Raw genomic sequence first — 12,582 nt, 5'->3', positions numbered from 1 at the left:
CCTCGCCGCAGAATTTCGCGGATTCGTCGAGCACGGCCTGCGCGGTGTCGTAGCCGGCATCCTCGAAGCCCGGCAACTGCGCAACGGCGTCGATGCCTGCGAGTTCCTTCAGCACGAACAGCATGTCCTTGACGGGGGCGTTATAGCTCATGGTCGATGTTCCAATCAGGCGGTGAATGAGGTGCGCCACAGGGCCGATACGGCAAAACCGGCCAGCACCGGGCGGCGAGGTGACCCATCCTAATGCCGTGCGAGCCGGTTTCCATTGTCATATTCGGCCCACCTGGTGACAAAACCGGCCACGGGATGCATGACCGGGGCCGGAAGCGGCCGGCCCGATAAGGGTTTGACCGGAGCCGGTATCCGACAGCGCCAAGACATTGGCGGGCGGGCCGGCGTGTCTTGCCGGTACGACGCGGCAACCCCGCTCGTGCGGCGACATCTGGCGCGCCGCACCGCCGGCACCATGGCGCGCATCGCTTGCGGACGGACGATTCCGGCACGCGGCGGGCATACGCCCATCGCGGGCGCGAATTCTCAGGGGCCAACGCGCCCCTATATTCCACACAGCAGATCCGGAAGGGACGCAAGATCCTCGATGACGTGAGCGGGAGGCGCGAACCGTCCGGAACTCGACTGGATCAGCGCCCACGGGCCACGCCGCAAGAACACCGACACCATGCCGGCCCGCCGCGCCGGCTCCACGTCGTTGTCGAGGCGATCGCCGACGTAGGCGATCCGCGCCGGATCGATGCCATTCGTCTCGGCAATGATCCGCTCGAAAAAGCGGGCGTCCGGCTTTTCGACACCCCAGGATGCGGACGACGCGACGATATCCGCCGGCACGCCGAGCGCGCGGAGCGCGTGCTCCGTCTCGACGGGCTGGTTCCCCGCGATGCCGACCAGGATTCCGGCTTCCCGCAACCGCTTCAGGCACGGCACGACATCGGGATAGAGATCGTCCGGGCTCACCGCGTAGACGCGCCCGGCCGACGCCCGCTCTCGACGCAGCGCGGCGAAATCCACACCGGGCCTCACGAGGTCGAACACCCGGCGATGATGCTGGCCGCGCTCGATGACCGCCCCGAGCGACGCATGAAACGTGAGTCGCGAAACGCCGAGATAGTCGGCCCACTCGTCCCAGTCGCGGGTTTCGTCGACCAAGGTTTCGCCGACGTCGAAGAACACGGCCTGTATTTTCATCGCGGGAATGGGGCGCCGCAAAGCGCGTTTTCAGGTTTCTGCGGGAACGGGAATCGTTGCTCGAAGACACACCGCCCGCCAATACTAGCCGCATTCCGGATGCCGCCGCGTGCGTCGGGCGTAAAAACCCGGACTGGATCAAGGAGACATGCCGGATCGGCTGGATCGGCTGGATCGGTTCGGCGGCGGATTCGCCCGGTCGTTCGGCACGGGCTGCTGCCCGATCCCCCCTCCCCGCCAACGCAGCGTCTTGCTCAGGCCGCGCCGCAGCCCGGACCAGGTCCGCCGACAGCCTGCCACCGTCGCCGCTCCCTATCACGCCTGGAATGCTATAAAAGTAGTCGACGAGCAAGAGCGAAGCGGGAGGGAAAGACGGTCGATCGGGAACGATACGATCGATTCAGCATCGTGCCGGATAATCGGTTCCGGACGAGACTGACAGACTGCTTCGCGGCAACCGCCGCCATCGCACCGCACGGTCGCTGCGCGGTGGACCCTCGCGCAGCGTTAGAATAGCGCCCCTTTCATCGGAGCCGACAATGTCCTGGTTCGTATACGAAGTGCCCGAATACCATGAAGACGCCGCACGCATCGAGCCCTTCAGCGACCTGCGGAGTCGCGTGCTGAAAACCGGTGGCCTGCCCATGGCCGACGAACTGGAAAGCATTCGCGAGAACGCCGCGGCGACCGCGGAGACGCCCGAGCGCCCCCTGCGATCCCCGGAAAATCCGCAGGTCTTCCCGATTCCTTACGCCGACTCGATGATCCTGGTCGGGTTCATCTTCGATCTGAAACGCGAATTCCGGCAACTGGTCGTGTCGCCCGTGGAAATGCCCTGGCTGAACGCCGCGTAAAAGGTGGCCGGAACGGTAGCCGACGGGGAAGTTACGCCTGTTCTAAAGCCTGCGCCGGATATCCGGCGCAGGCGTTCGGATAGACATGTCCCGGGTTGGAAACCACGCGCAGGACTGAATCGGGTTGTGCGCTTCATATTCGAAGGGAGAGCCGCCGTGCATCTCCAGCGGGTACCGAGACACGGTCGACAACGCCTCCATACACGCTTGTGCTCCCCATCGCCCCATTCACTCGCAGCCAAACGCGTCACCCCCCTCCAATCCCGGCGTAGCGAGCGGCTCGTTCGTCAGCTCGAGAGCATTCGCCCCGTGTTCAGACGCTGAGTCGGATCGAGCGTTGCCTTCTGCCGAGCCATCAACTGCAGTTCGAGTTCACCGCGGCTCAAAGGCAGAAACGGCTTCCAGATCCGGCCGATGCCATGTTCCGCCGAGATGCTGCCGCCAATCTCCGCGACAAGCCCGTAGACGATTTCATCCACCTTCAGTTGATCGGCCTCGCTTGCATGCGGCCCGCTCGTGAAGTGCAGGTTGCCGTCACCCGGATGCCCGAAAAAGAGGTGCGAAGCCGACGGAAACGCTGCTTTTAGCCGGGCATGGGCGCGCTCGATGTAGTCGGCGGTCGCGCGTAGCGGGATGCCTGCATCGAACGAGACGAACGGCGATAGCGTCGTGAGCAGTTCGCCGATCGCCCATCCCCATCTTGCGGCAGACCTCCCCGACCGGCACGCCCGGTTCAGCCTGCTTCACCGCGCATGCAATCTGCCCGTCGGTGAACTTTCCCTTCGTCACGGCACGACCTCCCCGGTCCAGACAACAACGTCATGCCGGCGCTTTCCACTTTCAACCGGGACAGCCTGGTGGGCCTGGGCCGCTCGCTCGGCACCCCGAGGGGAACACCGACGCCGGATTGACCAGAACGCAAACTGTACCCTATGCGATTCGGGCCGTTTGTACCCGGCTTTCTCGCTCGCGAGACTTAATCTCGCTCCATCGGCTGCGTCGATCGATACATCCCGGAGAGTTCTTTCAATCTATCGAGGGCAATGTTCGTGGACTGTTTTCTCCATCGCCTGAGCGGGCGTCACTCACCGCCTGAGGAGCTGGACAGATGAACCTTCCGGAAACCATGCAGATCGATGCGAGCGCCGTCGAACACGGCAGCATTTCCATCGCAGGGCTCGATCCGGGACCCGGCCGGCCGGCGTCGAGTGAGCACATCGAATGGCTCGAGAAGTTCGTTGGCCACAGGCTGATGTCGAGAAGCTTTCGTTTTCCGCAAATGCACGTGGATCGGGTTCTGAGCGAACGAGCCGTTGCCGTCGTCACGGAAGGGGTAGATCTCTCGTTCCGCATGGGCCTGCCGGGTCACGGCGCGATCATCGCCTATCCGCCGGGCCGCATACGGCACAAGCTGGTTGCGTCGCGCGACCATGTCATGCGGCGTGGGTCCATCTTGGCGCCTGCGGAACCGATCGTGCGTCCCTTCATCGAGGAAGCAAGCAGCAACGGTGCAGGTAAACTGCCGTTCGCGACCGATGCCGGTATCGTCGAGAACGTGCCCGCGCGCACACTGATCGGCTCGAGCAACTGGCGACCGGCGCTTGAACCAGACATGCCCGGCCTGGGTGCCGGCGTCATCGACGAATACGCGTATCCGGATGCTCGGCGGAAGACCGCACCGGCATCCGCCCGTGCACGCACTCATGCGATCTGCGGCGTACGCTGCCGACTCCTGTCTGGCCCGTTCCTCGACGGTCAGGACCGCCTCCGGTACAACCTTGAGGGGCGCAACGGGCCGGCTCGCCACGCTCGTCCGGAAAACCAGAGGTTTCCCGCTGGCAACAGCCTTCCGCCATCGAGGTCCGAAACAGGAACCGGTTCGCATTCGGGCACCGCAAACCCGCATCTTTACCACATCAATCAGGTTTCCTGAATGTTCATACGCCAGCTCAATTACCTCATCGCCCTCGACCGGCACCGGCACTTCGGGCGAGCGGCGGAAAGCTGCCATGTTTCGCAGCCCGCCCTCTCCAATGGCATCAGGGAACTCGAACGGGAACTCGGCATCACGGTCATCCGGCGCAACCGGACCTTCGAGGGTGTCACGCCCGAAGGCGAGCGGGTCATCGAGTGGGCCCGGCAGGTGCTCGGCTCGCTGGACGGGCTGAGGCAGGAAGCGGAGCTGGTGCGCAGCGTGCCGCAGGGTCATCTCGCCATCGGTGTGATTCCCACCGCCAGCCATGGCGCCACCCTGCTTAGCACGCACTACCGGGAAAGGCTGCCGCAGCTGACGCTCGAAGTCATGTCGCTCGCCACGCCCGATATTCTTCAACGCCTGAAATCGCAGGAACTCCAGTTGGGGATCGTCTACGACCGGTCGGTGATCAGCGACGATCATGACGTGCTTCCCCTGTTCCCGGAGCGTTACGTGCTCGTCGCGAGCGATCGGGCTTGCCTGCCGCATCAGTTGAGCTGGCCGGAAGTTGCCGGAATGCCGCTGTGCCTGCTTAGCCGGGACATGCAGAATCGACAGATGCTCGAGGAGGTATTCAGGCAAGCCGGCGCAATGCCGAATGTCGTCGTGCAGACCAACTCCATGCGCGTCCTGCTGGCCGAAGCGCGCAGCGGGCGCGCCTTCAGCGTCCTGCCGCTAAGTGCGCTGCCGGCAGGGCAGGAGGTGGAAGGTCTCCACGTGCATCCGGTCACGCCGGAGCACGTCGAGCGCGTCTGCCTCGTCAGACTCCGGCGCCAGGTTCAGCCCGCGCTTTCGGAGGCCGCCTGGCGCATTGCCGGCCAGCTCGACCTGGCCGCCATCCTCGACAACCCCGCGTTCCGGCCGGCCTGATAGACCGGGGTTATGAAGAGGTTCGCACAAACGATTGGAGCCGCACCGCAGGGCCGATGCATTCTGTCCTCACCGCTGCGGGACAGCCCGCGGCGGCAACTGCGCAATCAAGGAGATGCGACCCATGGCAAAGATTCTCTGTGTGCTTTATCCCGATCCGGTAACCGGCTATCCGCCTGCCTATGCACGCGACGACATTCCCCGCATCACCGGGTACGCCAACGGCCAGACCGCGCCTGCTCCGACAGGCCCCCTCGGCTTCAAGCCCGGCGAACTGGTCGGCTGCGTATCGGGAGAGCTGGGCCTTCGCCCGTATCTCGAGAAGCTCGGTCATGAACTGATCGTGACCAGCGACAAGGACGGCCCGGACTCGGAATTCGAAAAACACCTGGCCGACGCCGAAGTCGTCATCTCCCAGCCCTTCTGGCCCGCCTATCTGACGAAGGAGCGGATCGCAAAGGCCAAGAAGCTCAAGCTCGCGCTCACCGCCGGCATCGGATCCGACCACGTCGATCTCGAGGCTGCAGCGCGTGCCCACGTCACGGTAGCCGAGGTCACCGGATCGAACAGTATCAGCGTAGCCGAACACGTGGTGATGATGGTGCTTTCGCTTGTCCGAAACTACCTGCCCTCGCACGAGTTCGCCGTGAATGGCGGCTGGAATATCGCCGATTGCGTGGAGCGCAGCTACGACGTCGAAGGCATGCACTTCGGCACGATTGCGGCAGGCCGGATCGGCCTCGCAGTGCTGCGCAGGCTCAAGCCCTTCGGCCTGCATCTCCATTACACCGATCCGCATCGCCTGAGCCCGGAGATCGAGAAGGAGCTGAACCTGACCTTCCACCCGGACGCAGAATCGCTGATAAAGGCGGTCGACATTCTCAACCTGCAGATGCCGCTCTATCCTTCGACCGAGCATTTTTTCAACGACGCGATGTTCGCGAAGATGAAGCGCGGCGCCTATCTCATCAACACCGCACGCGGCAAGCTGGTCGAGCGCGACGCCGTCGTCCGCGCGCTCGAATCCGGCCGCCTCGCGGGCTATGCCGGTGACGTATGGTTTCCGCAGCCGGCACCGGTCGACCACCCGTGGCGCACGATGCCCCACAACGGCATGACGCCACACATCTCCGGCACCTCGCTCTCCGCGCAGGCGCGCTATGCGGCCGGCACGCTGGAAGTCCTCGAGAACTATTTCGGCGGTACGCCGATCCGCGACGAATATCTCATCGTCGATGGCGGAGTACTCGCAGGGACAGGCGCAAAGTCGTACAAGCTGAACTGATCCAGGCTGCAAAGGGCACGACCGGTCACACGCGCACGCCTGCAACGACGCAGGGTGCGCGACTGGTCGGCCGCGACACGCGCAGACCTCGATCGAACCCGATCGCGATCTCGGCATCGACGAAGAACTTCAACCCGCATGCCCCGGCCGCGCTCCATGTCGTCTTCGTCGGGACGGGCTTCGGTGGTATTGACGTCGCCAGTCCTCTCGCAGATGCAAGAATGCGCGTCGCCCTGCGTGCCCTCCTCCTTGATCGTCAACTTCAACCGGCGCTTCGGCAAACTACCGAGGTGCGATTGCAACGTACCCCGGCCATTGCATGCGGATGAAGACCCGACACAGACCCTCACCCGAAAAAACGCACGAGCGCGTCCCGGATGTCGCCCACCGCGCGTAGACCATTCGTGACTATCACCGTGCATCCGGCTTTCTGTCACGCACCCGCCGCAGCAAAGAGGTTCGCGCGAAGAAGGTGCTCGTCGCGCCCTGGATGCCGTGCGCAATCGGGAACACCGACCGGAATCAGACCAATCTCGAAGTCAATACGAAAGCCATGCAGGAACAGGGGCGACTTCACCGCCCCGCTCCCGCGGAAAACCGTCAAGATCAGTGGTGTGCGGTCGCGCTCAGCGCTTCATCCAGCGCGCCGACGAGCCAGTCGATGTCGGCAGGCTGGAATGCCAGCGGCGGGCGCAACTTCAGCACGTTACCGTAAGGGCCGGCCACCGAAGTCAGCACGCGGCGCTCGCGCAACTCCTCGATCACGTTGAGCGCCCGGACCTTGTCCGGGGTCTTCGCCGCACGATCCGCTACCAGTTCAAAGCCGATGAACAGCCCGGCGCCGCGAACGTCACCGACGCATTCATGCCGGTCCGCGAGCTTGGCAAGCTCGTTCAGCAACTGGCCGCCGACCCGACGGCTGTGTTCCTGCAGACGCTCGGTGCGGATCACGTTCAGCACCGCCTGCGCGGCGGCCAGCGAGACCGGATTGCCGCCGAAGGTGTTGAAGTACGGAATCTCGTCGCTGAAGGCGGCGAGCACTTCGGGCCGCGCAAAAAGTGCCGACACCGGAATGCCGTTCCCCATCGGCTTGCCCGTCGTGACGACATCGGGCACGACGCCGTGGCGGCCGAACCCCCAGAACGATTCGCCGGTTCGGGCAAAACCGGGTTGGACCTCATCCGCGATGAAGATACCCCCATTGCGGTGTACGGTGTCGATCGCCGGTTGAAGATAGCCGGCCGGGCCGGGCAACACACCGTCGGAAGAGAAAATCGAATCGGCCATGAATCCCGCGAACTTGATGCCGTGCGCAACCATGTCGTCGATCTGCAGCTGGATCTGTTCGGCAAACCAGATGCCGAGGTCCGGCGCGTCGACCCGATAGCGGTCGGGCGCGGGAACCAGTCTCGTCGTCGGTGCGAGCGGCTGATTGCTGCCCAGCGCCGGGGATGCCCCCGAGGTCAGGTAGCTCGTGCCGTGGTAGGCCTCCCGGCTGACGATGATGCCCGTGCCGCCGCTGTACGCGCACGCGATGCGCATGGCGAGATCGTTCGCCTCCGATCCCGTGCACATGTACATTGCCCGACTGACTTCCGACGGCAACGTCGTCATCAGGTCCTCGGTATAGTCGAGAATGCGCTCATGCAAATAGCGGGTGTGCGTATTCAGGGCCTGCATCTGCTCGTTCACCGCCTCGATGACGGCCGGATGGCAATGGCCGATGCTCGCAACGTTGTTGTACACGTCGAGATACTTTACATTCTGCGCGTCCCACAGATACTGTCCGAGGCCGCGTACGAGATGTACCGGTTTGCGATAGAAGAGACGATACGAATCGCCCAGCAGGCGTGCGCGGCGTTGCGTAAGCGCGCGTGAGCCGGCATCGAGCGCGGCCGCGTGCTCGGCACGGAAGCTGTTGGTGTCCATGATGGTTGAACGCGTCGACATGTTGACACTCCGATTTATATAAATGATCAGGATTGCAGAAACTCTTCCCAGGCGCGATTGAAGCCGGCCAGGTTCGTTCGGCTATATGCGGCGTAGTCGAAATCGATTGACGAGATGCATTCGGACGTCATGCTCCACAGCGTCTCCTTGAGCGACGACGCGGTCTTCATGGCGAGATACGCGCGCCAGCGGGCCTGGCTCGGCGGGCATTCGTCATAGTGCTCGAGCAGCCAGCGCTCCTGCTCGGTGCTGAGGTGGTTATTCGATGCGAGGCTGCCGAGATCGGCGAGCGGGCTGTTGAAGCCGGCGTAGTCCCAGTCGATCAGCCACAGCCGTTCGCCATCGTCCAGGATATTCGCGGCAAGCAAGTCGTTGTGGCAGTAGCGAAGGTCGACGGGGCCCACTGCGCGCTCCAATTGGCGGGCCTGACGTTCCAGCGTGTCCAGATCGGCGTCGAACCGGTGCTCGCGAAGCGTGTGCAGGTTGTCCTGAATGACATGAAACAACCAGTACGAGAGCGCGGGGCCGCGCAGTCTGCTCGCCATGCCGGCGTGTGTGCGCCGCAGCAATGAAAGAATGCCCGGTAGATGATCGCCGACCTGGTGGGGCTTCAGCGTGCGGGAGGGGAGATAGTCGATAACCAGTACGTCATCTTCCGCGTATCGAACAGATGGGGATAATCCCAGGTCAGCCGCGGCCTGGCTCGCTGCATGCTCATTGAAGCGCATCACGTGGTTGGCGGGAATATTGCCGCCAAGACGCACCACGTAGGTCGCTCCGTCGGCGCTGACCCGATAGTTCTGGTTGGTTATGCCGCCCGCGAGTGCTTCTACGGCTTCCGGTTCGCCGCGCCAGCACGGCAGTCTGCGAATTCGCTCGAGCGCCTGAAGCGTGCGGGGATGTTCAAGGGTAGATGGAGTCATGGGCGGGTTCCGCTGGATGGGTTCCGATGACTGCATTTGACCTACGCAACGAACGAAGCACCTATCCGGATCCGGCAATATCGATGGCGACGGAGATTTTTTCCGGAACGGGATAAGCGGGGCAAACGAGCTGGCATTACGTTTGCTCGGTCAGGTGTATCTGTCGAGAGAGCCAAATGATGCCCCATTCCTTCCCGAGCCCCCCAGACGCCACTGCGTGCACCGCGCACGCTGCAGACCGCCCCCCCGGCCCACGCATCAGTCGAGTGCAATATCGGCGAATGCGCACCAGCGACGTGCATCAACACGCCGATTCGATTCATGACTGGTCGCAGGAATACGATCAGCTTTCCAGAGGCCGGTTTGCAGGGTCTCTACGGGAAATCTGGAGCGATGCCCCTCGCACTCAGGTATTTCACGAATACACGGAGCAGTTGACCTTTCAGCAATGCATGCCGTGGCGCGGGTCGATCTGGATCGGCATACCGGACCATGGCGCATATCGGGACCTTGGATTTTGCGGCCACGATATGACCGACGCCGCACCGATGTTGATGAATGCCACCGACAACGAGATGTTCAGCCTTTCCACGCCGAAGAAGTTCGGTATCTATGGTGTCCTGATCGAGCAATCGGAGTGGATGCTGCGACGCGAACGCCTCGGGCTCAACCCGATGCATCGGTCGGCATTGCACGCAACGGCAATGTCCGTCGAGACGCATCGCGAACTGACGGCATTGATCGAGGCCATCCTGCGCACCGGCGATGAGGGGACGCCGCCGGAACATGCGATGCTGGACGGGATGCTCGACCAGTTGCTCGACATGCTGTGCATAGTGTGCGACGGGGACTCCGCGTTTCAGAAGGATCGCCGCTTTCGGGACAGATTGAATGTCGTCATACGTGCACGCGCGCTGGTATTGGACGACTGCGACTCCGTCGACGAGGCGGTGCGGCTCGAGCGCCTGTGCGACCATCTGCACGTCACCCGCAGGACACTGCAAAACTACTGCACGTCGGTGGTTGGCAAATCTCCCGCGCACTTCCTGAAGGCGGTCCGACTGAGCGCGTGTCGTCGTGCGCTGCTTGCCGCGGAACCGCTGTCGGTTCAGGACGTCGCCTGGCGATGGGGTTTCCGACACCTCGGCCACTTCTCCCAGGACTATAAGCTGATGTTCGAAGAGCTACCCTCTTCAACGCGCAAGGATGGCTTGGTCAGCCGGATTGCGATGTTGTCGGGCGAAGTGGCGTCGCTCCTTTGCCAACGGTGACGCTCGTCTTCCACTCCGAGCCAGCGGGGCAACTAGCCGATCGACAAGCGATACTGCGTCAGTCCCGCACGCTCGATGCGCGCCTCGACCGCAAATCCATGGCGCTCATAGAACGGAATATTGCGCGGCTCCGCCGTTTCCAGGGAAATCGGCCCGCATGGTTCAATCTCGCGAAGATGCGCCAACGTCGCTTTCAGGAGCGTGGCCCCGATCCCCTCGCCTTGCAGCATCGGCGATACTCCGATGAACTCGATCCTGCTCGAATTCGCATCACGGGAGTGCAAGTCAGGACTCTCGCGAAGCGAATCGATTCTCCCCAACGCCAGTTCACCACAGCCGCTCGCGATCTGGCGCCCCAGCTCGGCGAGCTTGCCGGCAGATTCGGTGCAGGATGACGGGGCGAAGTAACTCGCGGCAACGAGGTCACGGTTACGCCACACGCCCAAGGCAGGCATGAGGACATCGTGGTGATAGCTCAAATAGCTTCTTGGATAATTTGTCCGGCGCTCGTCGAATCCCCAGTGTTCGGCGAACAGGCACCAGGCAAGCGTAGGGTCTTCCTTGAACGCCGCATCCAGCAAAACCAACGCCGATTCAAAAAACTGATGCGTGAGTGGCGCTATCGATAGTTTTGTACCGTGCATGTTGTGTTCAGGCAGCAAACGTTCATCGAATGAAAATGCGCAACTGACTACGCATGTGGACGCGACGCCTTATCGGGTCATACGCAGGTATTGCAGCGGAATTTGGGGGATGGCCTCAGGTGCTGCCGCGGGTTGCGTGCTCATGTGACCGGGAAAAGTTACTTTGGCCACCCGAGTTTAGCAGTGTCCTTGACGGTCACGACCCACGGCTACCCCTGCCACGCAGGGACATTCGACACTAGCGCAGAGATCGCTGACAATCGTCGTGCAGCACGCCGCATCCCTGCGGCGACCACGCCCACCCTACGAGCAACCGATACGTTTGAGCTGCATGACTCGCTCTGCGTAACCATGAATGACGGCTTCCCTTCTCGACAGGAAAGAACGCACGTGATAAAGGCAATATTCTTCGACTACGATGGCGTGTTGACGACGGACAAGACAGGCTCGCTGACAACCAACAAGTATCTGAGCAAAATGACGGCGGTCGAATTCGAGACGCTACGACGGGCATTCGCACCATACAACCAGGCGCTACTTGTCGGGCAGACCACGCACGGCGAGATTTGGGACGCCATCTGCGAGGAAATGCATTGCACGATTGACTTCGCCCTGCTCGAACAGGCGTTTCTCAGCACGCCGACAAACGATTCCATGTTCGCGCTGGCGCACCGGCTGAGACACGATTACAGGCTCGGAATTATCACCGACAATAAAAAAGATCGAATCGATTGCTTGAGGAAGTCGCAAGACCTCGATTCCTTGTTCAACCCGATAGTTGTGTCAGCCGAATTCGGATCAGGAAAAGACGGCCCAGCTGTGTTTGAACACGCCTTGCGATGCCTCGAAGTAAAACCGGAAGAAAGTGTCTTCATCGACAACAATCCCGACAACCTGGTTGCGCCTCGTGCACTCGGAATGGGTGTCATTTACCATGACGACGAGAGGAACGATGTCGATAAGCTGGCGGCGATACTCCGTGACGAATTCCTGATCCAACTCGGCCGGTAACGCGGGCAATTGGCATCTTGCCTGATATCTCAAGCAGGCCGCGCATCTTGCGTGTTTTACTCACGCCGAAAGCGGCTTCGGGACGATGTATTTTCCCGAACGGCAGCAGATTCACCCGTCAATGCGACGCGCTTCAAGCTGCGTAGCATCAACGGAGCAGTGAAACAGAAACGAAGGATCTCCCATACAAACCGTCGGAAGGCGTCAATATGGGAGCGTGGGCACGGTCGCGACATGTCTGGCATCGCCTCGGGTGTGTCTGCGGATAGCGCGACGCCCCGAACCGACCTGAAAGCCAGACTAACCCGTCTAGCCCCCAAATTCACGGTTCGGCCGAGGCGACGGGGTCGAGTACCCGTCTACCGGCTTCTCTGAGGGATGTCGATCATTGGTCGCTCATGTCGAGTCCGCAGTCGACAGCGGACGATCGCGTCCGGCAACAGTCGGCGACTGTCGGCTAATCGGTGCGGATTCAACCCGTCGATGCAACACACTTGAAGCTGCATAGCAGCGAGGAGTGTTGCAATGAAACAGAGGCGGCGGATCTACTATACAGACAGTCAGAAAGCGGTCATGTGGGAGCGCTGGCGCAAGGG

General features: G+C 62.1%; 13 protein-coding genes and 1 pseudogene. 6 read left to right on the top strand and 8 right to left on the bottom strand.

What is annotated here, in order from left to right; translation table 11 throughout:
• Together GQ57_RS41045 and GQ57_RS37420 are read right to left on the bottom strand one after the other, a co-directional pair.
• Positions 1 to 151, bottom strand: a 151-nt coding sequence (locus tag GQ57_RS41045) for an acyl-CoA dehydrogenase N-terminal domain-containing protein (RefSeq protein WP_152603472.1), incomplete at its 3' end; no start/stop codon positions are given.
• A 404-nt stretch (positions 152 to 555) separates the two neighbouring features.
• Complete coding sequence (locus GQ57_RS37420; protein ID WP_034200540.1) at positions 556 to 1,203, bottom strand: HAD family hydrolase; 648 nt, start codon at positions 1,201 to 1,203, stop codon at positions 556 to 558.
• A gap of 539 nt (positions 1,204 to 1,742) precedes the next feature.
• Here GQ57_RS37420 and GQ57_RS37415 point away from each other — a divergent pair.
• The gene (locus tag GQ57_RS37415; protein WP_031401713.1) at positions 1,743 to 2,057 is read left to right on the top strand and encodes a hypothetical protein; all 315 of its coding nucleotides are present in this window, start codon (positions 1,743 to 1,745) and stop codon (positions 2,055 to 2,057) included.
• Positions 2,058 to 2,344: 287 nt separating this feature from the next.
• Here the strand turns inward: GQ57_RS37415 and GQ57_RS44055 are convergent, their stop codons facing one another.
• Both GQ57_RS44055 and GQ57_RS44050 read right to left on the bottom strand, forming a co-directional pair.
• Positions 2,345 to 2,734 (bottom strand): FAD-linked oxidase C-terminal domain-containing protein, encoded by a 390-nt coding sequence (locus GQ57_RS44055; RefSeq protein WP_268810900.1) that lies wholly within the window; start codon positions 2,732 to 2,734, stop codon positions 2,345 to 2,347.
• 25 nt (positions 2,735 to 2,759) lie between these two features.
• Positions 2,760 to 2,846, bottom strand: a pseudogene (locus GQ57_RS44050) (transposase); the annotation flags it as partial.
• Positions 2,847 to 3,165: 319 nt separating this feature from the next.
• Between GQ57_RS44050 and GQ57_RS37405 the strand changes: the two are divergent.
• The 3 genes from GQ57_RS37405 to GQ57_RS37395 all read left to right on the top strand — a co-directional run bounded on the left by GQ57_RS37405 (position 3,166) and on the right by GQ57_RS37395 (position 6,187).
• Positions 3,166 to 3,990, top strand: a complete 825-nt coding sequence (locus GQ57_RS37405; protein ID WP_034200539.1) for a hypothetical protein — start codon at positions 3,166 to 3,168, stop codon at positions 3,988 to 3,990.
• Complete coding sequence (locus GQ57_RS37400; protein ID WP_052001624.1) at positions 3,991 to 4,902, top strand: LysR substrate-binding domain-containing protein; 912 nt, start codon at positions 3,991 to 3,993, stop codon at positions 4,900 to 4,902.
• Between the two features lie 124 nt (positions 4,903 to 5,026).
• Complete coding sequence (locus GQ57_RS37395; RefSeq protein ID WP_034200538.1) at positions 5,027 to 6,187, top strand: NAD-dependent formate dehydrogenase; 1,161 nt, start codon at positions 5,027 to 5,029, stop codon at positions 6,185 to 6,187.
• A gap of 433 nt (positions 6,188 to 6,620) precedes the next feature.
• Here the strand turns inward: GQ57_RS37395 and GQ57_RS43240 are convergent, their stop codons facing one another.
• From GQ57_RS43240 to GQ57_RS37385, 3 genes are read right to left on the bottom strand one after another with little or no spacing between them, the layout of a single operon-like run.
• A complete protein-coding gene (locus GQ57_RS43240; protein ID WP_160257591.1) occupies positions 6,621 to 6,764 on the bottom strand; it encodes a hypothetical protein in 144 nt (47 codons plus the stop codon).
• Positions 6,765 to 6,793: 29 nt separating this feature from the next.
• Positions 6,794 to 8,137: an aspartate aminotransferase family protein gene (locus tag GQ57_RS37390; RefSeq protein ID WP_031401708.1), complete on the bottom strand. Its 1,344-nt coding sequence runs from the start codon at positions 8,135 to 8,137 to the stop codon at positions 6,794 to 6,796.
• A gap of 26 nt (positions 8,138 to 8,163) precedes the next feature.
• Positions 8,164 to 9,060, bottom strand: a complete 897-nt coding sequence (locus GQ57_RS37385) for a choline/ethanolamine kinase family protein (protein ID WP_052001625.1) — start codon at positions 9,058 to 9,060, stop codon at positions 8,164 to 8,166.
• 281 nt (positions 9,061 to 9,341) lie between these two features.
• Here GQ57_RS37385 and GQ57_RS37380 point away from each other — a divergent pair, with 281 nt between their 5' ends.
• Positions 9,342 to 10,331, top strand: a complete 990-nt coding sequence (locus GQ57_RS37380) for a helix-turn-helix domain-containing protein (protein WP_052001623.1) — start codon at positions 9,342 to 9,344, stop codon at positions 10,329 to 10,331.
• Between the two features lie 32 nt (positions 10,332 to 10,363).
• Here the strand turns inward: GQ57_RS37380 and GQ57_RS38435 are convergent, their stop codons facing one another.
• Positions 10,364 to 10,993 carry a GNAT family N-acetyltransferase gene (locus GQ57_RS38435; RefSeq protein ID WP_152601875.1) on the bottom strand — a complete coding sequence of 210 codons (630 nt, stop codon included), beginning with the start codon at positions 10,991 to 10,993 and terminating at the stop codon, positions 10,364 to 10,366.
• A 171-nt stretch (positions 10,994 to 11,164) separates the two neighbouring features.
• Here GQ57_RS38435 and GQ57_RS37370 point away from each other — a divergent pair, with 171 nt between their 5' ends.
• Complete coding sequence (locus tag GQ57_RS37370) at positions 11,165 to 11,986, top strand: HAD-IA family hydrolase (RefSeq protein ID WP_235215196.1); 822 nt, start codon at positions 11,165 to 11,167, stop codon at positions 11,984 to 11,986.
• The last annotated feature ends 596 nt before the right edge of the window (positions 11,987 to 12,582 follow it).

The organism is Burkholderia sp. MSh2 (genome assembly GCF_000731655.1).
Classification (GTDB): Bacteria; Pseudomonadota; Gammaproteobacteria; order Burkholderiales; family Burkholderiaceae; genus Burkholderia; species Burkholderia paludis.
Note: the sequence above shows the minus strand (reverse complement) of the source record. Positions and strands in the feature narration are given on the sequence as shown.

What these genes read in the sequence shown, in the direction of transcription:
- GQ57_RS37420 (WP_034200540.1), bottom strand. Translation starts at nt 1,203, where the DNA reads ATGAAAATACAGGCCGTGTTCTTCGACGTCGGCGAAACCTTGGTCGAC.
- GQ57_RS37415 (WP_031401713.1), top strand. Translation starts at nt 1,743, where the DNA reads ATGTCCTGGTTCGTATACGAAGTGCCCGAATACCATGAAGACGCCGCA.
- GQ57_RS37405 (WP_034200539.1), top strand. Translation starts at nt 3,166, where the DNA reads ATGAACCTTCCGGAAACCATGCAGATCGATGCGAGCGCCGTCGAACAC.
- GQ57_RS37400 (WP_052001624.1), top strand. Translation starts at nt 3,991, where the DNA reads ATGTTCATACGCCAGCTCAATTACCTCATCGCCCTCGACCGGCACCGG.
- GQ57_RS37395 (WP_034200538.1), top strand. Translation starts at nt 5,027, where the DNA reads ATGGCAAAGATTCTCTGTGTGCTTTATCCCGATCCGGTAACCGGCTAT.
- GQ57_RS37390 (WP_031401708.1), bottom strand. Translation starts at nt 8,137, where the DNA reads ATGTCGACGCGTTCAACCATCATGGACACCAACAGCTTCCGTGCCGAG.
- GQ57_RS37385 (WP_052001625.1), bottom strand. Translation starts at nt 9,060, where the DNA reads ATGACTCCATCTACCCTTGAACATCCCCGCACGCTTCAGGCGCTCGAG.
- GQ57_RS37380 (WP_052001623.1), top strand. Translation starts at nt 9,342, where the DNA reads ATGCGCACCAGCGACGTGCATCAACACGCCGATTCGATTCATGACTGG.